The sequence below is a fragment of the Litorimonas cladophorae genome (assembly GCF_014652455.1).
GTDB lineage: Bacteria > Pseudomonadota > Alphaproteobacteria > Caulobacterales > Maricaulaceae > Litorimonas > Litorimonas cladophorae.
The window spans coordinates 512746-536224 of sequence record NZ_BMYV01000001.1; the positions used below are offsets into that span (position 1 = coordinate 512746).

Below are 23479 nucleotides of genomic sequence, written 5' to 3' on the forward strand. Positions count from 1 at the left end.
CACATTGCAGAATCCTACTAAATTCCCGTAAAGAGCGAAAAATCTATTCGACTTCGCGCCCATTACGGCTGAATTGCCGCAGAAGAGCGGTGCCGCTTCATGCGCGCTCGATACGCGGCATCTTGAACTGCCCGTATGGGGTGGGCCCGTCGAAAAGCGTGACGTCCGTGAATAACATTCTCCCCACTCAGCGAAACGAGTTCTTTCGTCGCGTCTTCCTCATCTATTCGTTGGGCCCAATGCTGGGCTCTGAAGAGAGGATTGGACATGCATATCGCGATTTCCTTCGCTTTCTGAAGGGACGGTAATCGTTTTTCATATTGATTAGATGCAGTGGCTTCGCGGATGATGCTTTCACTTCTGTCGAGGTCGAAAAGATCAATCGGAATAGCGGCCTCACGTGGATAGTACCTGTCGTAATCCGGTGCGCCGAAGTAAAACGGAAGGCTTAAAGCTAAAAAACAGTCCGTCAGCTTTTCTGTATAATGACCTGATTGCACGTGGTTTTCTATCGCAATGTGGTAGCGATAGGCTGACATCGCCTCACACTTGTCCCGGACCGATTTAAACCCGCGACCATACAGCGATAAGTCGTCGCCCAAGCGTGCTTTGAGGGCCGTCACAAATTCGAGGCGCTTTGCGTGGACGGTATGTTTCATCGCCTTATTTGACGTTACGGTCGAAAGATTTCGCGTTTTGATGGAGTTATCTCTGCTGAGCTCATCAAGTGTCAGGTGATCGTTTCCTTCCATATCTCGCCCATAAAACCAGCGAAGCGGAGGCGGATGAGTCTTTTGCAGACGTTGCTGGTAAAGGGTCCGTTGGCGACTGCTGAGCGGATCTGGTGTTGCTGTCGGTAAGTTACTCACCCTGCATCCTCGCCGATCAAGATAGAAAACTGACTTCCAATCCAATGGCCTGCTGGTCCAAACTTCACCAAATTGGGAGAGGTAATTTAGCCCATCAATGCGAATGGAACTAGGTTCGGTTGTAATCAAAAGCGTATGTTTTTTCGGGCAGGTGAGTTTTTCACTTCGCAGAATTTTCCGTTCGCCGGAAAGTGGCGGCAGGTCCTCATAAACCACTAAAAAGTCGTAATCCCGCTCGTCTGGGTTAAAGATGAAAGCTACGTCCTCGTAACCGCCATTTGGAATGAGTGACTCCCAAAGCGGTGCCATTCTATCCAATGGCGTTTTACTCAGAAACTTAATTCGTTTTACCAATGCTCTGTGATCCAAGCCGTGGGACGCACGTGTTTGTAAAGTCTTTTCCATGGAGTCGTGACGGGCCATTTGCCGACAGCTGCTTCATCTTGATCGGGCTTTCCCGTGAATGCGACAATTTTGGTTTCGGAAGGAAGGGCAGGGGCTTTAAAAAAATTCATTGGCCAGCGCGGCAGTAAGGTATGTTTGAAACTTGCGCACCAAAGACGCGGCCAAAAAACCATGTCGTCGACTTCGCGAGAAATATAGACCTGTTCAATGCGGTAGTCAGAAAGAATACGGTCTCGCTCTGTTGAAAGCTTATCGAAGATATAGCTATGTTTCCCAACGGGCCAACGGAAGCATGAGGTATTTCCAATTCCCTTACCTGGTTGCGTCCAGTTCTCGATGACACAAAACCGGCCTGGTTCGAAGTCGAACATATTGTCAAGACTACCTGTGATGACGAGGTCTAGGTCCAGAAAGAGAATGTCACCACACAGGCCCGCTATACCATCTTTCCAAAGTACAAGTTTTCGCCATGGTGTAACGACCAATTCATCCGGTAGGTTGATGTCAGGTATGGGCTCGCAGCGGACGTTAGGATTTACTCCTGTTGGGTCATCCGTTAGGCAGACGAGTTGCGTCGGGCGCGCAGTATTGCGCAATATCGCAGCATGGAGCCTATTGACGAAGTCCGCGCCGTAGCGCGTTCCCCATTTCATACAGATGACGGTTTGCACGATTGCTAAGCTTATTTGTCTGCCAACATCTCGTCGCGTAATCCACGGAATTCTGTACCATCGTACCAATTAGGCCATTGATCAGAGTTCGCCAAATCATAGCCCATATCTAACATGATATCAGTGGCTTGAACAATTCCGCTCATGTCCCAACTTGTGTCATATTCGTCGCCAGGTTTATGGTATCGCTCATCGGTGTATTCTTTGGCGAATTTCTCGCCATAGGTCAGGCCGTTCGTGACGTGGTTATTGCCAGGATCGGCATAGAGCATTGGCACACCCAATTTCGCAAGACTGATGTGGTCTGAACGATAAAAGTACCCGGCTTCTGGTTTATCATCAGGCACCACATACATACCGCGTTTGTCCAGCTGTTTTTTAAGAAGGTCTTCAAGTTCGCTGGAGCCAAAACCAATGACTTTCATGTCCTTGGTTTCGCCAACTGGGAGCATAGCATCAATGTTGATTCCGCCTACAGTTTGGGCGAGGGGAACAAGCGGTTTCGCGCCATAATAAGCTGATCCAAGGAGGCCTGACTCTTCGGCTGTAACAGCGACAAAGAGAACAGAGCGTTTCGGCGCGCCTCGTTCGACCATCGTTTCAGCAACTTCGATAATTGCGGCTGTTCCTGTTGCATTGTCCACGGCGCCGTTAAAAATTTTGTCTTCGCCATCAACATCCTCACTCATACCTAAGTGATCCCAGTGCGCCATGTAGAGAACGTATTCATCAGGCATTTCACTGCCTTTTATTCCGCCTGCCACATTCCGTGATGTCGTTGTTTTCACGTCTTGTTCAATGTCGGCGTCGAGTTGCAGACCTGTCAGGTCAACAGCCTTAAAGTCCTTCGATGCGGCGGCAGACATTTGCTCCGCGAGGTTTAAGCCCGCGGCTTCAAAGATTTGCGTTGCAGTATCTAAATGGAGCCAGCCTTCGACATTTGCTCGGGACTTGCCGCCATCAGGACGGACGAGATCATATTGCTCACCCGTCCAGCTTCCAGAAACAACATCCCATCCATAACTAGCAGGTGCTGTATCATGGATCACAAGGACGGCAGCGGCGCCTTGGCGACCCGCTTCCTCGTACTTATACGTCCAGCGACCATAGTAAGTCATGGCGTTGCCTTTGAAGAGAGCGTCATCTTTTGTAGCGAACCCAGGGTCATTGACGAGCATCACGACTGTCTTTCCTGTAACATCGATCCGGTCGTAATCATTCCAACCATACTCGGGTGCGTTGACGCCATAGCCTACAAAGACCAGGTCGGAATTCGATACGGTAACTTCGGGATCAATGCGCTTAGTCCAAAATACGCCGTTTGTTTTTTGGTCTGCATCGACCAAAACAGCATCACCATTTCGGATCGTCATCGTCGACGTCGGCAGAACAGTTGCCGCGGTCAACTCCACAGATTGGAAAAATGTTCCGTTTTCGCCCATTGGAGCAAGGCCAGCATTCTTCATTTCATCAGCGATGTATTGCGAAGCAGCCTTCCCACCTGGCGTCGACGGTGCTCGACCTTCGAAGTCATCGCTTGCAAGGCGTTCGATTCGACGACTGAGGTCTGACGCGGAAGATGTAGCATTTAGATCTGTCTGCGGAACGTTGACACTCTCGCCAGCGCAGGCGCTGAGTATCGCAGTTGAAGTTAAAAGAACCGCTAGACGCGCGGTGTTTCTGAAATAAGACATATTTGGCTCCGCAAAATGGGATGTAATTGCTCTCATTCATAATTGGATATTGCAATGGTTCAATCGCTACTGTTCAAGCCGCCGTATGAAAAATACACTTAAAGAGGTTCCGATGCGTCAGATTTTCATTCTTGCAGCTGCAATTTCTATGGCGGCTTGCTCTGCGAGCACTGATCCGTCGGTTGAGCCCCCACTCGATGAACCAGCAACAACTGAAGCAAACCTAGAGACTGTTGGGTTGAGTGGTCAACAAGCTCAGAAACTGATCGAGGCTGCACTCGATGGGACGCAGGGTTACGATATCACGGAAAGCCTGACGACAGAGGTCGGTCAACGCATGGCAGGCACGGAAGCCGAAGCGCGGGCACGAAAGTGGGCCGTCGCGAAGTTTGAAGAGATCGGTCTCGAAAACGTCCGTGTAGAGCCCTTTACGATCCCAGGGTGGGAACGGGGGATTGAAACAGCGTCAATCGTTTCTCCCTTCCCACAAGACTTGGTCATTACGTCTTTAGGGTATTCCGTCGCGACGCCTGCCAATGGCATCGAAGCCGAGGTAGTTTATTTTCCAGAGCTGAATGCTCTTCAGGAAACAACGCAGGATCTCACGGGCAAAATTGTGTTCATCTCTGGCTTGATGGATAAAGCGCCCGACGGAGCAGGCTATGGTCCCGCTGGTATGAAACGGCGCATCGGCGCATCTGAGGCGGCCAAACACGGGGCTGTCGCTGTCCTTATTCGCTCTGTAGGTACGAGCAGCCATCGATTTCCGCACACGGGTGGCATGCGCTATACGCCTGATGTCCCGAAAATCCCTATTGCCGCGATGTCTGGACCAGACGCAGATCAGATGGAGCGTGTCTTCCAGCGCGGTGAGTCAGTCACGGTGAAAATGACTCTTACGCCTATTAATACGGGGGATCGCCCTTCGGGCAATGTTATTGGCGAGATCGTTGGAACTGAATCTCCAGAGGAAATAGTTCTCATAAGTGGTCACTTGGATAGTTGGGACCTCGGCACTGGGGCGATTGATGACGGCGCCGGCATAGGAATTTCTGCCGGCGCGGCTAAGGTCATCATCGACTCAGGAATGAAGCCCAAGCGAACCATACGTGTGGTTGCATATGGTGCCGAAGAAATTGGCCTGCTCGGTGGGTTCGCTTATCGAGATCAACATAAAGATAATTTGGCTAAACATGTCATGGCGACGGAATCTGACTTTGGCGCGGTTGCACCCTATGAGATCCATTACAATCATGAGGCTGGTCGAGGAGACATGCAGCTGCTGGCTGATCTGCTCAATATCCCGCTAGTTGAGAAAGACACATCAGGTGGCCCCGACATCGGCCCGATTAAGGCGCTCGGTGTCCCCGCTATGCGTCTGCAACAGGACGGGACTGATTATTTCGATTTGCATCACACACCAGATGATACATTTGACAAAATCGACCCAGATGAGATGGCCAAGAATACGGCGGCTTTTGCTGCCATGGCTTGGATTACCGCTAACTCCACTTCAAATTATCGCGACAACAAGGAAAACTAAATGTCTTTGCCTCCTATTCTCCAAGGTCTACCGCTTCCCGTAATCGGCTCTCCGATGTTCATCGTTTCTGGGCCAGAACTTGTCATCGCACAGTGCAAGGCGGGAATCGTCGGGACGTTTCCCGCATTGAATGCCCGACCCTCTGGGACATTAGAAAAATGGATTGTGCGGATTAAACTTGAGCTTGAAGAGTATCAGAAAGCCAATCCCGACAAGAAAGTTGCCCCCTTTGGCGTCAACCAAATCTGTCATCCCTCCAACAACCGTCTGCAAGAGGATATGGAAGTTTGCGTAAAGCATGAAGTGCCCATCATTATTACTTCGCTTCAGGCCAACCAGATGGTCTATGACGCGACACATTCATACGGTGGGATTATCCTTCATGATGTCACAAATATCCGTCATTCAAAGAAAGCTCTATCCATGGGAGCCGATGGTTTGATCGCAGTCTGTGCTGGGGCCGGTGGCCATGCGGGACGTCTATCGCCATTCGCGTTGATCCCTGAAATTCGTCAGTTTTTTGACGGTCCACTACTTTTGTCTGGCTCGATCGCCACAGGCGGTGCAATCGCTGCATCTCTGGCGGTTGGTGCTGACATGGCCTATATCGGTACGCGGTTTATCGCGACGGCAGAGGCCAATGCGGAAGAGGGCTATAAGGATGAGATTGTTGAAAGTTCGGGGGAAGACATCGTCTTGTCTTCTTTATTTACAGGTGTTCACGGTAACTATCTAAAAGGGTCTATCGAGAAGGCTGGTTTGGACCCAAATAATCTTCCTGAAGCGGATAAATCCTCAATGAATTTTGGGTCGGGTGGAAATACCGAAGCCAAAGCGTGGAAAGACATTTGGGGCGCAGGACAGGGTGTGGGTTCAGTCCATAACTCTCCTCCGGTTGCCGACGTGATCGCGGAATTAAAAGCTGAATACGTAGAAGCTTGTGAGAAATTGTCCTCTCAATGAAGCTGAACAGAAAATGAATGCGTTCTCTGAGTGAGTTTATTCATAATTAAATAGTGGTCGGGCGGCGTTGCATGCTGCCCGCTCTTACTTTAAAGCCTCCAAACATTGCGAGTCGCGATTGCGGGTCGGATGGGTAACGGAGTAGGACTATGTTTTCGAAATGGTTAGGCGCGGGTGTACTGCTTGCCCTCTTGTGTCTCGCGCTTTCTGCGCTTCTCAGTTTTTTAAAAGTTCCCAGCATGGAAGCAGATATTCGAGCTGCGCTGGACAATAATGGCTTTCAAAACATTCAGGTCGAAATGGATGGCAATCAGGCCGTTTTGTCGGGGAAAACCGCGAGCGAAGCACAAAAGTCGGCCGCGATTGATATTGCGAGAAACGCAGAGTGTTCTTCATGCAATGGGAAACGACGCTGGCATACAGTGCAGGATCAAATGTCTTTCGATACCTTGCCAACTCAGACGCCTTATACATTCAATGCTGTAAAAGACTCTAACGGCAATGTTACGCTTTCAGGTTATGTTCCTTCCCAGACAGCGAAGGCAGACGTCCTTCTTGCTGCAAACAGAATTTTCAATACCAAGCCTATCGATAGAAAAATACAAGTTGCCAATGGTGCTCCAGATGGACGCTTCCTTGAGGTAACTGAAAAATATATGACCGAATTGTCGCGCTTAGACAAAGGTCGCTTTTCGCAAGAAGGATACAACGGTCTGATTAGTGGTACATCGACAGACGTTGGCGTTCGTCGGGATATCAACCTCGTCGGCCAAAGCCTTCCAGGTAATTATGCTTCGGGATTTGCTGCCAATATCGTAGTTCCGGAAATGGCAGCAGATAATGTTGGTGAGGTTAAATCAGAGTCTGTTTGTCAGACTCTCTTTGATGATCTGAAAAGTGACTCCCGCATTTTATTCGAAACAGGAAAGGCCAACATCAAAGGGGCTGAGAGTTTCGATTTTCTGAATAAGCTTGCTTCTGCGGCTAACCAGTGCGCGTCTTTCCGTATTCAGGTTGACGGTCATACTGACAGCGTTGGGGAAGCAGATTACAACCAATGGCTCTCCGAAGCTCGTGCAGAAACAGTCAAGAATTACCTTGCTGATCAACAAGTCGAAGCTAACCGAATGACCGCAAAAGGGTATGGGGAATCAGATCCTCGTGCCTCCAATGACAACGAAGAGGGACGTGCTATGAACCGCCGGATCAACTTCACAGTGACACGCGCCCAATAGGAGTATTAACCCATGTCAAACTCACTCGCATTTATCTTATGTAACCTACTTTGGTTACTTGCTGCTGGCCTTTTAGGGCTCCTCTTGGGTTGGCTTTTCTTTCGCGGAAAGAAAGTCGATGGAGACTTATCTGTTGAAGGTGAGGGGGCTCTGCGCGCAGAGGCGGACAGTCTTCGTGCCCGAGTTCAAGAACTTGAGGGAAGCGTTTCCTCCCGTGATACTGAAATTTCAGGGCTGAAAGGAAAGCTGGCCGCTGGGGCAGCGGGTGCTGCTGCTGCCACGGCACTTGCCGCCACGACCGCTGGATCTAAGGCAGATGACGGTGATACTGATGACACCTACGCGTTAGAATGGCGTAATCGCTATCTCGCGGCTCGCGTAAAGTACCTAGAGAGCCAACTTGCAGAGGCTCCGAAGGCGCCCGCGAAAAAAGTTGCATCAAAGAAAAAGGCTACTGCGGCTAAGGCCGCCGGCGCGGCGTCACTCGCGGGTGCTGCTGTGGCAGCGAAACCAAAAACTAAGGCTAAGGTTAAAGCTAAAGCTAAAGCCGCTCCTAAACCCAAGGCTATACCAAAGGCTAAAGCTGCCGCGAAACCGAAGGCGAAGGCCGCTCCGAAGCCTAAGGTTCTCTACACTGATGGACCGACCGATGGTGCACCTGATGATTTGAAATTGATCAAAGGTATCGGTCCAAAGTTCGAGAAAGATCTGAATTCAAAGGGTATCTACTACTTCCGCCAAATCGCAGCATGGAAGAAAAAAGATGTTACAATGGTCGAAGGTGTGATCGATTCTATCCCTGGCCGTATCGAAAGAGACTCTTGGGTCCCTCAGGCCAAAGGATTCGCAAAATCTGCCGCCGCTGGGAGCAAGACTCGCAAGAAACCTGGGCCGAAGCCTGGAACCAAGCGTGGCAAATTAACCGCAGCTGGAAAGCCACGTCAAAAACCTGGTCCTAAGGCAGGGTCTAAGCGTGGAAAAGCAAAACCGAGCGAAGCAGATGCGGCGTTTGAAAAGTACTTCACCAACGTACAGAAGTACCATCCAAAGGCTCGTAAGCCGGTTGTCCAAGGTATCGTCAAGCATTGTGGTATCGCACTTCGCACGAGAGATGGATCTCTGGTCGCTTGTTCGGACGAAGCGGAATTGCAAACCGTTGCTGATGGGTTTGTAACCAAGAAGTTGGGTAAAACCGAAGGCCAGATGGACCTCGTCAAAGACGTTTGTCAGGAAATGAAAGGCGAACGTTTCAAGTCTCGCGTAACTTTCTACTACCTTGCGGCCAAGAAAGCGCGTAAGTTGGGACAGTTTACTTAAATCTGTCCCGCTTAAAAATCCTGAAAAAGCCCGTCTTTATGGCGGGCTTTTTTATTGCATCCCCGCTGTTGGTGGCGGGTGTAGTGTAATGCCATGGCAAGCAAACTACACTCAGATGAATGGCGATGGCCAGATTTCAAACTTCAGGAATTTGCCTGTCGTCACTGCGGTGAGACTTATTTTCACTCTGATTTTTTTGATAGGCTGCAGTGGGCGCGATCAATAATTGGCCGTCCTTTTGTGATATTGTCGGGGCATCGTTGTGCTTTGCATAACGCCCATGTCGGCGGCGCACCTTTGTCCCAGCACCTCACTCTGGCCGTAGATATTTCCGCCGATGGTCACGATCGCTTGAGTTTACTCAAAGCCTGCCAACGAGCCGGCTTCACCGGCTTTGGATATTATCAAACTTTTTTACACATTGACCTTGGTCGATCCCGTCAATGGTGGTCGGACCAAACTGCGAGGGACCTATGGCTGACATCATGACACTTGGCTTCGAAGCTGCTGCAGGCGGCGTATTCGGGATTATCGGGACCGCTTTAGGTCGCGTCGCTGGATTTTTTGAAAGGCGTCAATCACATATTCAAGAGCAGGCCCGCTGGGGGCATGAATACAAATTGCATGAGCTTAATATGCAGGCCCGATCTCAGGAAACGGAGATGGAACTCGCCCTCGTGGCCCAATCAGGTTCTTGGACCGGGCTGGAGGCGTCGATCAAAGCCGACGCCGCGCTTGGAAAGTCGAGCCTTTGGGTCATCAACACCTTACGTTTGGTACGGCCTGTCCTAACACTTTTACTTTGGGCGATTACAGCTTGGATTTTTCTACGCACGCAAAACGAAGGTATTGCAGAGGCCGCGGTCTTTGCAGCAACTGCGGCGACGCTCTGGTGGTTTGGCGATCGCGCTCCCAAGTCAAGCATCAGCCAGCGCAGCTAAAGTTGCTGTATAAGGTCAGCCTGATCCACAATTGATTGTGCCGTTAGAAGAATGACGACGAAAAACAAAACCAGACCGTAATTGAAAGCGATGCTGTAGCTGGCCAGAACGGTTTTGAACCAACCACGGTTAAACATTCGTTTTGCGCTAAGGGGCAGGTAGACGAGAATTCCGATCAGAAAGATGCCAATCGTGGCTTTTAATGAGGTCCATTGAGACAGCAGAATGAGACCAAGCAAAAACCCATATGTCACCGCATGGATATAGGCCGCGTGAACAAGATGGTCGTAGAGCAGGGCGTTTTTCTTGCTGCGAATGAAAACTAAGCCAATTATGGCGGCGAATGGCATCATTAGGAACATTATGCGTGGAAGGTATTTTGACACGCCTTCGTTTAGGACTGCTGGGTTCCTTAATACTTGAACGAATACACGCTTAACTTCCGTTTGAGACAGGCTTACTCCATTCATTGTCCCAGCCCCCATATTGAATGTGTAAGCGCGATTAATTTCATCTGGCAAAACGTGCAGGCTTTCTCGAGACAGGCCAAGTTTCGCTAGTTGGCTATCCAATATTTCGATGGAGTCGAGGGTGGAAGCTCTACCTGTTTCGTCAAGGGATGGGTTTAGTTCTTTGTAAATATCAAATGGAACATCATTTTCTTTTGCACTGCGAATACGGTCTATAATTGTTTCAGGAGAGACCGTGAGCCCAAGGATACCGTTATAGAGGTCTACAACGTCTTCGATGTTCTCATTAAAATTTGAAAGGGCGATGATACGTGCGGCTATGTCCACCTCTGCCAGGTCTTGCTCAGTGACTTCGCCAACGGGGGTGGGGTTTTCTGCGTCCGGCCATACCCCTAAAGTCTTCAGATTTTCATCATCTAACGAAATTCCTAAAAGTGCCAAATTGTCTGTATAAACAAATTCCTGTTTCGGGGTGCCCTCCATCAACCGTGATACGCGATCAAAGTCGAGGTTGGCATTCAAACGGTCTAATTCGGCTTGTCGTTTGAAAAAGCCAAAAGTGGGTTTGAGCCTAACGGACTGGTCATCTAATTTGTCGACGTCGCCCGTGATGCCTGACTTCGCTACGATATCCGTTCGGACGCTAAAAATACGAGTTTCTGTTAAACTCATATATCCGAACAATATGATCGACATCGCAAGGTATATTCGGACCGGGGATGTCCAAATTGTACGTTTTCCATCGGCAAACTCTCGTGACGCTTTCCCTGGTTTAATGATAAGAGAGAGCCAGGTGCGCCAAATGCGGTTTTCAAGGGAAAAGACTGACGCAAAAGTTTCTGTGATTAGGGAAAAGATTGATCTGCGGTAATCGTCATTTTTTTGACCACATGCATGGCAAAAGACTCCAAGCATTTGTTGATCACAAGAGAAGCATGTCACTTTCTGATTGGTATCGGGAATGGAATCTTGACCGAGTAGGTCTTCGCCCGCAATCAGGGCCGCGGCTTCTCCGTCCCCAAAATTTCCACCTAAACCAGTTCCTGATGTCGACACACTTGCATCCCCCTCAAGTTAGTTTGTCACATCACTGGACAGAATAGAACATTCAATTTTGTATCTTGAACCGCGTGGGGAGCCAGCTAAACCATCAAACATGTTTAAAAATCAAATCATTGCAATTACGGGCGCATCTGGCGGCATTGGCCGCGGTATCGCTGAAATGTTCATCGCCGAGGGCGCGAAAGTCGCCATTAGTGACTTATCGCTTCCAAGTCAGGTGGCAACAGAGATTGGAGCGACGCCGTTTGTTTGTGACGTGTCCGATGAAGCATCTGTGAAAGACTTTATTCACCGGGTTGAGGCGGAACTGGGGCCTATCGATGTTTATGTTTCCAATGCAGGTGTTGGATCCGGAAATGGGCGTTTCGTCGCCGCAGCTAGCAATGAGAGCTGGGAACAGGCTTGGCAAGTGAACGTCATGGGCTCTGTCTACGCAGCGCGCGAGTTGATGCCTAATTGGGTGAAACGTAAATCTGGACGATTTGTGATTACAGCATCTGCTGCAGGACTGCTGAATCAGATCGGTAGTGCATCTTATTCCTCCACAAAACATGCGGCTGTTAGTCTAGCTGAAAGCATTGCGATTGAGCATTCCGATGACGGGATTAAGTCAAACTGTATCTGTCCCCAATATGTGCGGTCAAATATGACCAAGGGTATGTCGATGGCGGAGGGGTCTCAAGACGGATTATTAGAGCCTAAAGACGTCGCAAACGCACTGAAAGCGGCGATCATTGCGGATGAGTTCTTCGTTTTTCCGCATCCAGTGGTCCAAAAGTACTTTATAAACCGCGCAATGCATCCCGACGCATATTTGTCAGGTATGCGGAAATTAAAGGCAAAGGTCGGGCAGGCTTTTGCTAAAAAGGGGTAGAGATATGAGCCAACGTTTTGATCTGTCGGGGCGTGTTGCCCTGGTCGCAGGCGCATCGCGTGGTATCGGTGAAGCAATTGCTCATGGGTTGGCACAGCATGGTGCGATTGTCATCTGTTCCAGCCGAAAGCAAGCTGACTGCGAGAAAGTCGCTGAAGCGATACGTGAAGCTGGCGGGGAGGCGATCAGCGCCAAACTTCATCTAGGCGAACTTTCTGATCACGGAAAAGTCGTAGATATGATTGCGGAAAAATACGGCCGACTTGATATACTGATCAACAATGGAGCCACCAATCCTTACATGGGGGCGGCGCATGAGGCACCTGAATCCGCCTATGACAAAACCTTCGACGTAAATGTCAAAGGTCCATATTTTCTATCGGCGAAGGCAATTCCTTTGATGCTAAAAAATGGCAAAGGGGCTATTGTCAATGTTGCGTCAATTGATGGTATTCAGCCAGGTAAAGGTCGCGTTATTTATGGCATGACAAAAGCGGCGTTGATCTCAATGACCAAAGGAATGGCGAAAGAATATGGCAATCACGGCATTCGGGTGAACTCGTTACTACCAGGATTTACCGATACGAAGCTCGCTTCGGCCTTGAAGAAAGCGCCTGGCATCCAAAAGTTTATGGATGAGAATCTTGCAATCTCTCGCATGGCTCAACCTGAAGAGATGGTCGGAGCTGTGCTTTATATGGTCAGCGATGAGAGCAGTTACTTTACAGGTCAAGGCATGGTTGTAGACGCTGGAGCGATTTTGTAATTATGTCTGACACGAACCCTACTATTGCGGTGAGAGACGGTGAAGCGCTCGACATGTCGGTCGTTGATCCGCTTCTGAAAGCAGCAATTCCCGGCCTGTCTGGCGAGGCAAAGGTCACACAATACCCTAGCGGTGCATCCAACTTAACCTATGCTGTTGACTACCCAGATCGTAAACTTGTCTTACGCCGCCCGCCATTTGGAAAAATTCCCAAAGGGGGGCACGACATGTTCCGCGAGTATCGGATCATGCGCGATTTAAAGCCCGTTTTTGGGGCCGTCCCGCCCGTCTTATATTACACACATGATGAGAGCCATATTGGCAAAGAGTTCTACGTTATGGAACGCGTGGACGGTCACATAGTACATCGTATCCCTAAAGAATGGGGCTGGGGCGAGGCTGAGAACCGTCAGCTTTGCCAGAACTTTTTCTCCAAGCTTTGTGATCTTCACACTTTGGATGTTGACGCAGCCGGTCTCGCAGATTTCGGTAGACCCGACGGCTATGTCAAACGCCAGATTATGGGTTGGAACCGCCGTTGGAACCGTGTTTTGACAGACGACGTTCCGCATTACGAAGACATCCAGCAGTGGCTCGAAGACAAAATGCCTGCTGACTCGGGTAAAGTGGGCGTTCTGCACGGAGACTACCGGATTGATAACTGTATCCTAGATCCCAAAGACCCGACGCAAATTTCGGCGATCATTGATTGGGAGATATCGGCACTGGGCGACCCACTTATGGATCTAGGGAATACGCTTGCCTATTGGGTACAAGCTGACGATCCGCCACACATGCAGTTGACTGTGCGTCAGCCCTGTATGAACCCAGGGATGATGACCCGAAAAGAGGTTCTGGAATTCTACGCTGACCGCACCGGGTTCGATGTGTCCGATATGACCTATTACTACGTCTATGGGATCTGGAGACTCAGCGTCATTATCCAGCAAATATACTTCCGATATGTGAGTGGAGCGACGCAAGATAAGCGCTTCAAAGATTACGGACAAATGGTGATGGCCTTAGCCGAGACGGCCCGAGAAAAAATAAAAACAGGAGATGTCTAATGAGTAATATGGATCTGGGACGCACTGCCCGTGTGGAAAAACTATGCGATGCTGTGCGTGAAATCGTACGAAACGACGTCATGCCAATGGAGAACGAGTGGCACCATGAAACGGCCACGGCGAAGGACCGGTGGACACACACACCTCGCCAGATGGAATTATTGGATGGCTGGAAAGCTAAGGCGCGTAAGCAGGACCTCTGGAATTTCTGGCTGACGAAAACGGGCCTTACGGCGTCAGACAAAGGCTATGGCCTTTCCACAGTCGAGTACGCCTATCTCGCCGAAGAAATGGGTTGGTCCCACCTTGGACCAGAGGTCTTTAACTGCTCTGCGCCCGACACGGGTAACATGGAGGTCTTCGAGAAATACGGAACCGAGGAACATAAAGAACGTTGGTTGAAACCGATGCTCGAGGGCACTGTCCGCTCGGCATATCTCATGACCGAACCAGATGTGGCTTCCTCGGATGCAACTAACCTAGATTTTTCCGCCGTCAAAGATGGTGATGAGTGGGTGTTTAACGGCGAAAAATATTGGTCTTCAGGTGCAGGCGATAGCCGCACAAAAGTTTACATCCTTATGGCTCGGACTGCTCCACGTGACGGTGAAGCTGGGCGTCATCAACAACATTCGATGTTTGTTGTCCCTGCTGATACGCCTGGGATTACTAAACTTCGTGCTATGCAGGTGTTTGGGCAAGACGATGCCCCCCATGGTCACTTGCACATGAAATTTGAGAATGTTCGCGTACCTGCCGACGCTCTCCTCATTGGCGAAGGTCGTGGATTTGAAGTCAGCCAAGGTCGTCTTGGACCTGGCCGCATCCATCATTGTATGAGAGCGGTAGGGCAGGCCGAACGTGCGATGGAGCTCATGTGTCAACGTGCTGTTTCTCGTACTGCTTTTGGTCGCCCCTTAGCGAAACTTGGTGCGAATTATGACATCATTGCGGACTGTCGCATTCAGATAGAGCAAACACGCTTGCTCTGCTTGAAGGCAGCATGGATGATGGACCAGGGGGATGCCCGCGCTGCTGCGCCTTGGATTTCCCAAATTAAGGTTGCGGCCCCAAATATGGCGCTGAAAGTTATTGACGAAGCCATGCAGATGTTTGGCGGCACTGGCATTAGTCAAGATACCCCGCTTGCGGGCATGTATGCGCAAATGCGGACTTTACGCTTCGCTGACGGTCCGGATGCTGTTCATCGCATGCAGGTGGCGCGTAAGGAATTACGGTCCTACACAAATCAAACGGTCTAATTTAACAAGATTTTTAGCCTAATACCGTAATGGGGTTTCACGTTGATACACGTGGGACCCCATTATGACATTTGTCGAACCCAACACAAACGCCCAACCGCACTCTAGAAGTCGTCGACGTTTTCTCGGCTTGGCCGCGATATTTACGTGTACCATATTCCTGTCCGCCACGCTTTTGTTCTCGGTTCAACCTATGTTTACGAAGCTCATTCTTCCCCTTTTGGGGGGTGCGTCGAATGTGTGGAATACAGCGATGGTCTTTTTTCAGGCTATGTTGTTGGGCGGATATATATACGCGCATTTGATCTCAAAATATTTTCGTCCGAAGATTCAAATAGGTATTCACGCCGCCGTGACTGCCATGGGACTGTTGTTTCTACCCCTCGCAGTCTCCTCTAATATTGTTTTACCCGAAAGCGGAATGCCGACCTTTTGGCTTTTGGGACTTTTCGGCGCCACGGTGGGATTGCCATTTTTCGCTTTGTCAGCAAATGCGCCCTTATTGCAACGATGGTTCAGTCTAACCGATCATAAGGACGCTCAGGATCCGTATTTTTTATATTCGGCGAGTAATGCCGCCAGTTTGATCATCCTCTGTGCTTATCCATTTTTAATCGAACCAAATTTGCGACTGGGTTTGCAAACATCAGTGTGGGCCATTGGTTATGTGGCTCTGCTGGTCATGATCGTGTTGACGGCTGTTGCACTTCTCAGGCGTTTATCCCCTCAAGATGTCGCAACGATAGAGGCCATTGGGCCGAATGTGTCGACGGCTTGGAAAGAGAAAGCATTCTGGGTTTTCTTGGCGTTTCTGCCTTCCAGCCTAATGTTGGGCGTCACCTCTTACATGACTAACAACATCGCATCTGCCCCCTTCTTATGGATCATGCCATTGGCCCTATATTTACTGACGTTCGTGATAGTTTTTGCACGGAAACCTCTGGTCAATGCCGCAGGGCTAGGAAAGCTTTTCCCATGGGTGGTCATCTTGGGGTTCGCGCTGCTCGCGCCAAACCAGAGTTTCAATATCGCCGGGATGGCTTTGAACACGTCTCCCCCTCCGATCGTCAAAATTCCTCTCCTTCTCGCTGCATATTTTTTAATCTCGCTATATTGCCACGCAATATTGGTTGAGCGTCGTCCCGACGTGAGTGGACTAACGGGTTTTTACATCTTGATGTCTGTAGGAGGCGTTTTGGGTGGGGTGTTTAACGCGCTAATTGCACCCGTAATCTTTAATGGTATTTATGAATTTGCAATCGTACTTGCTCTCGTACTGTTTCTCCGACCCGATGGTATCGTTCTGCCACAGGCGGGAGAGAAACCTTGGTCGCTTTTCATCATTGGAGCGATAGCTGCCGCTGTGAATGCGCTAATGCTGGTTTCCGTCGGAGTGGAAAATAGGCTAATTATATTCATGACGGTCGCGATTTTGGCGCTTTCAGCCCTTCGATTTGATTTAGGGCGTTGGGTGAAGACAGGAATGTTCGCGGGTCTGGTTGTCGCAGCCTTTAGTTTGAATGTTTTTGGGTCTGGTTCAATTTTTCAAGATCGTTCCTTCTACTCCCTATTAGCGGTGAAGGTTGATGACAGTCCCCACGGTAAGGTCCACAAGTTTGTGCATGGCGACACGTTTCATAACTACCAGCTTCGTGATCCTGCTTTGCAAAATGTACCCACATCTTACTATATCGAAGGCGGTTCGATCCACAGTGCGGTGATGTCGGCGCGTGCCGTAAATGACGGCCCGTTCAATATCGCGGTTGTCGGTCTGGGAGCGGGCGCGATGGCTTGCTATGAAAAGCCGAATGAAAGCTGGATGTATTTTGAAATCGATCCAGCTGTCGTCGAACTCGCGCGAAATACAGAATACTTCAGTTATGTCGAAACATGTGCGCCAGAAGCGGACATTCGAATTGGGGATGCGCGCCAAAAGCTAAAGGCTGTGCCAGAGTCCAGCTTGGACATGATCGTCATTGACGCTTTTAGCTCTGACTCCATCCCGGCTCATTTGGTGACGCGAGAAGCTTTGGAGTTATACCAATCCCGATTGAAGCCTGAGGGATTCGTATTTTTTCACACTTCGAATAAATTATTGGACGTGACCTCCGTTGTGGTTCGATTGGCCGATGATGCAGGCCTGACGGCGCGCTACATCGATATCCAAGACTTTCCAGCAAACCCATATGGCGATATGGGCGCGCGGGCCACCGGGATACTGATGGGCCCCGAAGGGGCTATTCAACGTGCAACTAAAAACGATCCTAAATACCAGACATGGGTCCCGAGCCGACATGTGAAGGTTTGGACGGACGATTATAGTTCGATCTTAGGTACGCTGATGGCTCAAAGCTTGAAAGATGGAAAAGCGAAGGCCATATCACAACCATAATTCATCTATTGCGGAGCCACTAATGCCTTCATTTGATATCGTTTCCGAGGTCAACATGGCCGAAGTCGAGAATGCTGTTCAAAACGTCACGCGCGAGATTTCAACGCGTTATGATTTCAAGGGCTCTAATTCGAGCGTTGAAGTTAAAGACGAGGGTTTGACCGTTTTGGCGGATGATGAACTAAAGCTCAAACAAGTGCACGAAATTCTTCGTGGTAATTTGTCCAAACGCGGAATTGAACCGGGACAATTGGACTACGGCAAAGAAGAAAAAGCATCGGGCATGTCTGTGCGTCAGCGGATCACCGTCAAAGAGGGCATAGATAAAGAGACAGCCAAGAAGGTTGTGAAAGCGATTAAAGCCGAAAAACTCAAGGTACAAGTTGCCATTCAAGGGGAAGAACTTCGCGTTTCAGGAAAGAAGCGCGATGATCTGCAGGCTGCTATGCAATTTGTGAAGAACATGGGCCTAGATCAGCCCGTCCAGTTCAAGAATTTTCGAGATTAGCGTCCGTCATAAGCGAGGCGACCATCTACCATGGTTAGAACCGGCTTTGCGGCCAGAATTTCTGGTCCCGTTGCCGTCATGATGTCAGTATCAAAGATAGTGATGTCGGCTTTTTTGCCTACTTCGATAGACCCCGTTTCATTTTCTTGAAACGCTGCATACGCAGGCCAGAGCGAAAACATTTTTAAGGCTTCGTCGGTCGTGACTTTCTGAGCCTCGTTCCAGTCCTCATTGTTAAACCCTTTGAGGTCTTTTCTTTGTGTTGCTGCATAGAGCTCTATCCGAGGGTCTCCAACTTCAACGGGGGCGTCTGAACCTCCAGCGATCTTCGCACCGCTGTCTATGAGCGCCCGCCAGGCATAGGCGCCCTCAAGACGGTTTGAACCCAAGCGATCTGGAGCAAAGTGAAGATCCCCAATCGCGTGGCTCGGCTGCATGGAGGGAATAACGCCTAACTCAGCAAAGCGTGAAATGTCGCTAGGTTCAATAATTTGCGAATGCTCGATTCGCCAACGTGGGTTTTTCTCTTTTCGTTGGGACGCTGGAACACGTTCGAAAGCGGCCTCGTACCAATCTAAAACCATGCGATTTGCACGGTCCCCAATTGCATGCGTGTTGACCTGCGTGCCATCACGAAGTGCGGCGTCAAAAATAGCCTCCGCTTGTTCCTGCTTTAGCAGCATCAGACCTGAGTTCTTCTCGTCATCCGAGTAAGGAGAGAGCAAAGCGGCCCCGCGGGATCCCAGCGCGCCATCAGCGTATAATTTGATTGCGCGCGTAGTGACAAGGGGATTGTGATCGTCTCTCATTTTGTTGAGACTCGCCAAGGTCTGGCTTGTTTTAGCTGGAAATAGGTCGATCGAATTATAAACCCTAATTTTCAGCTTTCCGCTTCTAGCTAAACTGTTTAGCAGCGGAATGTCGGCCGGATCGACCGACATTGAGTGAATGTTCGCCCATCCCCGTGACGCATAGAGTTCAGCCCCTTTAATATATGCCTCGCGTTTTCGCTCGGCCGTAAGTTCTGGCATGAGGGGCGCAATCAGAGACGCGGCGTTGTCGATTAACATCCCCGTAGCAACTCCGTCCGCTTCACGATTGATAGCTCCGCCAAACGGATTCTCTGTCGCATCCGTGATACCAGCTAATTCTAAGGCGAGGGTGTTGACCACGCTTGCGTGGCCGTCTGCTCGTTCCAAAATAACGGGGTGCTCTGTCGTAATCGCGTCGAGATCCTCACGCGTAGGAAAACGGGCTTCTGGCCAATGCGTTTCTATCCAGCCGCGTCCATAAATCGTTTGTCCGGTGGGAGTTTCACTGACGACTTGTTTAAGTCGCGATTGTAGATCGGTAACGGATGTGGTGCCTTCCAAGTTTAAGGTCATCTCACGCAAACCAATGCCTAGAAGGTGCCCGTGGGCATCGGTGAGACCCGGCATTGCCGTCGCAGATTCTAGATCAATGGTTTTGGAGTTTGTACCCGCGGCATCGGCGCACCAGTCCCCACTATCTGGGCCGGCATATGTTATGATCCCCTTGCGGATAGCGACCGCCTCGACCGTAGGGTTTTCATCATTTGCCGTGTAGATATTTCCGCCGGATATGCACCAAGCGCGGGCGAAATTGTTAGACGAGCTCTGATCGGCGTTTGATTCTCCACCCTGACAGCTCATTAACGCTGCCGCGGAGACGAGAGACATCAGCGCAATTTTATACGAATCCATAAAAACCTTCTTTCTGTAAGGCTTATATGGGCGATTTCCGTCTTAGGCTGCAAGCGTCGAGGTGGTCTGATTTGCGAAAACTCGGTCCAAAGCCCCCAGAACGTCTATGAGTTTGACCGGCTTCGCCAGCGCGTCATCCATCCCAATGTTTTTACAGAGCCTGCGCTGCTGATATTGAGGGTCCGCTGTCAATGCGATAATTGGGATGTTCGTGTAGGACTTCTGCGAACTCCGAATAGCCAATGTGGCTTCAATCCCGTCCATCAGAGGCATGTGAATGTCCATCAAAATAACGTCGTATTGCGCGCCATTAGCGTCCGCAATATCCAAGGCTTGGATCGCTTCGATCCCATTCTCTGCTACATTAATATTGGAAACCATGGTTTCTAGTAAGGACGTGACAACCATGTGGTTGGTCGCATTATCGTCCACGACAAGTATGTTTAAGTGTTCATAATCGGATTTCGCGGGAGTCGCTCCCTCCAACATTTTATCGACTAAAGTTCCGCTGGTCTCTTTACGACGGTCCTCTTCTCTTCTGTCCGCTTTAATGGGGAGGGTGAGAGCGATCACTGTTCCGGAACCGAGGGAGGATTTCACAGAAATCTTTCCGCCCATCAGTTCGATCAATTGTTTCGTGATGTTCATGCCCAACCCCGTGCCGCCGAAACGCCCAGAAATTGTCGAGTCAGCTTGGGTATAGGCTTCAAACAAGTTTTTCAGTTGTGCCGCATTCATGCCGATCCCGCTATCTTTTACGACAGCAACAAGATTGTTGTGCCCGGCCTTTTCAAGCGTTGTTAAGAACACTTGTACTTTCCCAGCAGGGGAGAATTTAATAGCGTTAGACACCAGATTGTTGAGGCACTGCTCATACCGATGATTGTCGAATACGATCGTGTCTGGCACGCTTTCATCCACGCGACAGCTTAAGTCTATACCGTTCTCGACGGCTTTTTGCTCCCATAATGAACAGACGGCTTCTATCGAATCTCGCGGGGAAGCCGAACGCGGTGAAATCTGAACCTTAGACTCGGCTAACTTCGTATGTTCCAAGCTCTCGTCAACAATTCGAATGATCTTTTCCGCAGAAGACTGAATAAGTTCAAGTTTCGGGTTGAGAGTGGGGTCCGCATTATGATGGACCAATGCATCCGCGATACCAACAACGGCGTTCATTGGCGTTCTGATCTCGTGAGACAGGCGGCCCAAGAACGCATTCTTTGCGCTTAGCGCGCGTTCCGAACGCTCGATAGCTTTGCGTAAATCGTCTTGAATGCGAAGCTGAGATGTGACCTCAGTATAAAACAAAATATATCCGGTTATTTTGCCGGACTCTGACACCTGAGGGGTGGCCTGTGTTTTAACCCATACTTTCTCAGCTTTGCTATTCATCATCCGGAAAGTGCCAGACCACGACTGCCTTGATTTGTGAGCGGAATACCATTTTTGTTTTAGCTTTCGGAAATCATCGGGGTGAACCAAATCTTCGATAGCGTTATTCATGAAACGGCTCGCAATACCATCCTGACGAACCTGTCTGGCCATTTCGCCGTGCGCTTGAAAGCTTTTCGTTTCTAGATCAAAAATCAAATATCCAGAATTGCTGCTGTCGAGTGCCACGCGTAACGCATGTTTCTCGATATATGCCTTGGTGACATCTCGGCAACTGAGCATGTAGTAGCCGTCCATCTCCAGGTCTTGTCGGAATTGAACGCGTCGACCCGAAGGCGTTAAAAAGTTTAAAGACCGGGGTTCGCTCTCATGCGGAGAGACGGGCTTCGTAACTTCCGATCTGACCAGCTCCATGAAAACGGCGGGGTCACCAGGGCCAAAATCCCCTCGGGCTGCCAATTCACCTGCCAAAGTCAGCATGCAGGCTCCGGTCATGTCTTGGTCTGGATCCAATTCTAATGTTTCAAGAATGCTTTTATCATAAAAAACAATTGTGAAATCGGAATCGACGATGAGCGTTGCCGTTCCGCTGAGGCGACCCAGGCGCGAGAGCCATTCGAATTGTAGGGTTCGCAAAGTCGAAAGCGGTATGTACGGTTCTTCAACGGATGCTTGGGCTGTTAGTGTCACGCTTAAAACCTCAACGGATGTTTCAATCTAAAGCGTAGCAGGGAAATGCGAAAATCTCGTTAAATCTATTGTCGTGGGTAGCCAAAGACATAAATTACACGCTTAGGATAGCCTCAATGGTAGATTTTAGAGTAAGTGCTTAGAGACACATATGGAGTTTTTCGTGAGCAATCAAAAGCAGTCTGAGTTTTGGAATGGTGAAGCTGGCCAACGTTGGGTCACGTTCTCGAATCAGCTCGACCAAATGCTTATGCCTTTTGCGAGGTTGATTTTAGATGAGGCTGACATTTCTGATCAAGAAGATGTTCTAGACATCGGATGCGGCGGTGGCGCCCTGTCAATTCTGGCGGCAAATTTTGGAAAATCTGTTTTGGGCGTTGATATCTCCCAACCCCTAATTGACCTGGGGTGGCAAAGATCGAAGATGATGGATTCGGTGGATTTTGCCCGAGTAGACGCAGCATCGCTTGCTCTAGACAAGAAACGGGATGTGGTCCTGTCTCGTTTTGGAGTGATGTTTTTTGCTGATCCTGTACAGGCTTTCGCCAACATAAAGGCGCAATGTAAACCGAAAGGCCGCATGGTATTTGCGTGCTGGCAATCACCCGGGAAAAATGACTGGGCGAAGGCCCCGTTGGAAGCCGCGATGCCGTTTTTCAAAGAAATGCCAACACCACCGGAAGCCAACGCACCGGGACCATTCGCTTTTTCAGATGAAAGCTATGTTAAAGATGTTTTGACCAAGGCTGGATGGACATCTGTGGAATGCCAAGATTGGACACATGTCATTCCCTTGCCAGGTGAAACGGCAGCCGATGCCGCAGCGTTCGTGATGGAAATGGGGCCGTTGTCAAAAATCATAAAAGATCAAAACCTAGACTTTCCAGCGGTCCAAGCGGCGCTGACGTCCAAGCTTGAAGCTGCCGTTAACGCGGATGGGCAAGTCGAATTGCAAGCCTCCGTCTGGATCGTGAAAGCTTGTGCTGGATAAACCGACGAAGGTATTTTGCTGGGTACATATTCAAAATACTTGTTGGCGTGGTTTATTGGGGGCGAGGGAGCCTCTTTGAAGGATACAGTCGCCAAACGCTCGATTGGTTTTGAATTTTGACCCAATCGCGGTGTGAAGACTGGTGCCGCGAGGGAGAATTGAACTCCCGACCTCATCATTACCAATGATGCGCTCTACCACTGAGCTACCGCGGCGTTAGGAGTTGCACTCCAAACTGATCAACGAACGACACGTGTTGGCTGATTTGCGCGGCGTCTACATGAAATTGCGGGTGGGGTGCAAGTCCGAATTGTGGCGGATATGCGGGTTTCGGCTGCACCCTAGCTTAACACCAAAATAATCTGGCGCGGAAATTGTGAGTGCCGATTTTGGCAAAGAGTTGCCCGGAGGCGATCATATAGCCAGTCCGCATTTCTCCTTAGGTTCTTGTGGCTTGATATGGACCACTTAGGCGTTAATCTTCATACATGTCGGAAAAAGGTCGTACGTCAAAGAAAACACGTGAAGAACGTCTTGCGGAGCAATTACGCGCCAATTTGCGCCGTCGGAAACAAGCTGCGCGCAAGACAAAGACAGCGAGTTCTGATCCCACCCCGCAAGAGTAGCGACCTGCTGCCTC

General features: G+C 49.8%; 20 protein-coding genes and 1 tRNA gene. 14 read left to right on the forward strand and 7 right to left on the reverse strand.

The window, feature by feature from the left end:
* Nucleotides 1-62 precede the first annotated feature (62 nt).
* From IE073_RS02510 to IE073_RS02520, 3 genes are read right to left on the reverse strand one after another with little or no spacing between them, the layout of a single operon-like run.
* Nucleotides 63-1274: a glycosyltransferase family 10 domain-containing protein gene (locus tag IE073_RS02510; protein ID WP_189580884.1), complete on the reverse strand. Its 1212-nt coding sequence runs from the start codon at nucleotides 1272-1274 to the stop codon at nucleotides 63-65.
* Nucleotides 1217-1927, reverse strand: a complete 711-nt coding sequence (locus IE073_RS02515) for a hypothetical protein (protein ID WP_189583706.1) — start codon at nucleotides 1925-1927, stop codon at nucleotides 1217-1219. Before IE073_RS02515 ends, IE073_RS02510 begins: the two co-directional genes overlap by 58 nt.
* 29 nt (nucleotides 1928-1956) lie before the next feature.
* Nucleotides 1957-3639 carry a M28 family metallopeptidase gene (locus IE073_RS02520; RefSeq protein ID WP_189580886.1) on the reverse strand — a complete coding sequence of 561 codons (1683 nt, stop codon included), beginning with the start codon at nucleotides 3637-3639 and terminating at the stop codon, nucleotides 1957-1959.
* Between the two features lie 85 nt (nucleotides 3640-3724).
* Here IE073_RS02520 and IE073_RS02525 point away from each other — a divergent pair, with 85 nt between their 5' ends.
* The 6 genes from IE073_RS02525 (at nucleotide 3725) to IE073_RS02550 (ending at nucleotide 9638) form a co-directional block, all read left to right on the forward strand.
* Nucleotides 3725-5182: a M28 family peptidase gene (locus IE073_RS02525; RefSeq protein WP_233349744.1), complete on the forward strand. Its 1458-nt coding sequence runs from the start codon at nucleotides 3725-3727 to the stop codon at nucleotides 5180-5182.
* A complete protein-coding gene (locus tag IE073_RS02530) occupies nucleotides 5183-6145 on the forward strand; it encodes an NAD(P)H-dependent flavin oxidoreductase (RefSeq protein ID WP_189580888.1) in 963 nt (320 codons plus the stop codon).
* Between the two features lie 149 nt (nucleotides 6146-6294).
* On the forward strand, nucleotides 6295-7380 hold the full coding sequence (locus IE073_RS02535; protein ID WP_189580890.1) for an OmpA family protein: 1086 nt from the start codon (nucleotides 6295-6297) through the stop codon (nucleotides 7378-7380).
* 12 nt (nucleotides 7381-7392) lie between these two features.
* A complete protein-coding gene (locus tag IE073_RS14115; protein WP_233349745.1) occupies nucleotides 7393-8697 on the forward strand; it encodes a DUF2853 family protein in 1305 nt (434 codons plus the stop codon).
* Nucleotides 8698-8790: 93 nt separating this feature from the next.
* Complete coding sequence (locus IE073_RS14280) at nucleotides 8791-9186, forward strand: YcbK family protein (protein ID WP_189580893.1); 396 nt, start codon at nucleotides 8791-8793, stop codon at nucleotides 9184-9186.
* Complete coding sequence (locus tag IE073_RS02550) at nucleotides 9183-9638, forward strand: hypothetical protein (RefSeq protein WP_233349746.1); 456 nt, start codon at nucleotides 9183-9185, stop codon at nucleotides 9636-9638. The genes IE073_RS14280 and IE073_RS02550 overlap by 4 nt, the downstream gene beginning before the upstream one ends.
* On the opposite strand, the gene IE073_RS02555 is transcribed toward IE073_RS02550, so the two are convergent.
* Nucleotides 9635-11164 (reverse strand): DUF3667 domain-containing protein, encoded by a 1530-nt coding sequence (locus IE073_RS02555; RefSeq protein ID WP_189580899.1) that lies wholly within the window; start codon nucleotides 11162-11164, stop codon nucleotides 9635-9637. The two genes, IE073_RS02550 and IE073_RS02555, sit on opposite strands and share 4 nt — an antisense overlap.
* 100 nt (nucleotides 11165-11264) lie before the next feature.
* Between IE073_RS02555 and IE073_RS02560 the strand changes: the two genes are divergently transcribed.
* The 6 genes from IE073_RS02560 (at nucleotide 11265) to IE073_RS02585 (ending at nucleotide 18039) form a co-directional block, all read left to right on the forward strand.
* Complete coding sequence (locus IE073_RS02560) at nucleotides 11265-12044, forward strand: SDR family NAD(P)-dependent oxidoreductase (protein WP_189580902.1); 780 nt, start codon at nucleotides 11265-11267, stop codon at nucleotides 12042-12044.
* Nucleotides 12045-12048: 4 nt separating this feature from the next.
* On the forward strand, nucleotides 12049-12810 hold the full coding sequence (locus IE073_RS02565; RefSeq protein WP_189580905.1) for a glucose 1-dehydrogenase: 762 nt from the start codon (nucleotides 12049-12051) through the stop codon (nucleotides 12808-12810).
* A 2-nt stretch (nucleotides 12811-12812) separates the two neighbouring features.
* Complete coding sequence (locus tag IE073_RS02570; RefSeq protein ID WP_189580908.1) at nucleotides 12813-13877, forward strand: phosphotransferase family protein; 1065 nt, start codon at nucleotides 12813-12815, stop codon at nucleotides 13875-13877.
* Nucleotides 13877-15139, forward strand: a complete 1263-nt coding sequence (locus IE073_RS02575; protein ID WP_189580910.1) for an acyl-CoA dehydrogenase family protein — start codon at nucleotides 13877-13879, stop codon at nucleotides 15137-15139. The genes IE073_RS02570 and IE073_RS02575 overlap by 1 nt, the downstream gene beginning before the upstream one ends.
* A gap of 64 nt (nucleotides 15140-15203) precedes the next feature.
* Nucleotides 15204-17531, forward strand: coding sequence for a fused MFS/spermidine synthase (locus tag IE073_RS02580; RefSeq protein ID WP_189580913.1), 2328 nt, complete (start codon nucleotides 15204-15206; stop codon nucleotides 17529-17531).
* A 22-nt stretch (nucleotides 17532-17553) separates the two neighbouring features.
* Entirely contained in the window at nucleotides 17554-18039 is a 486-nt protein-coding gene (locus IE073_RS02585; RefSeq protein ID WP_189580915.1) for a YajQ family cyclic di-GMP-binding protein, read from the forward strand.
* On the opposite strand, the gene IE073_RS02590 is transcribed toward IE073_RS02585, so the two are convergent.
* Nucleotides 18036-19763: an amidohydrolase gene (locus tag IE073_RS02590; protein WP_189580918.1), complete on the reverse strand. Its 1728-nt coding sequence runs from the start codon at nucleotides 19761-19763 to the stop codon at nucleotides 18036-18038. The genes IE073_RS02585 and IE073_RS02590 overlap by 4 nt on opposite strands.
* 42 nt (nucleotides 19764-19805) lie before the next feature.
* Nucleotides 19806-21848: a PAS domain-containing hybrid sensor histidine kinase/response regulator family protein gene (locus IE073_RS02595; protein WP_189580921.1), complete on the reverse strand. Its 2043-nt coding sequence runs from the start codon at nucleotides 21846-21848 to the stop codon at nucleotides 19806-19808.
* A 163-nt stretch (nucleotides 21849-22011) separates the two neighbouring features.
* Between IE073_RS02595 and IE073_RS02600 the strand changes: the two genes are divergently transcribed.
* Nucleotides 22012-22839: a class I SAM-dependent methyltransferase gene (locus tag IE073_RS02600; RefSeq protein ID WP_189580924.1), complete on the forward strand. Its 828-nt coding sequence runs from the start codon at nucleotides 22012-22014 to the stop codon at nucleotides 22837-22839.
* A gap of 140 nt (nucleotides 22840-22979) precedes the next feature.
* Here IE073_RS02600 and IE073_RS02605 read toward each other — a convergent pair.
* Nucleotides 22980-23054, reverse strand: a tRNA-Thr gene (locus IE073_RS02605).
* A 273-nt stretch (nucleotides 23055-23327) separates the two neighbouring features.
* On the opposite strand from IE073_RS02605, the gene IE073_RS02610 reads away from it, so the two are divergent.
* A complete protein-coding gene (locus IE073_RS02610) occupies nucleotides 23328-23465 on the forward strand; it encodes a hypothetical protein (RefSeq protein ID WP_189580927.1) in 138 nt (45 codons plus the stop codon).
* Nucleotides 23466-23479 lie beyond the last annotated feature (14 nt).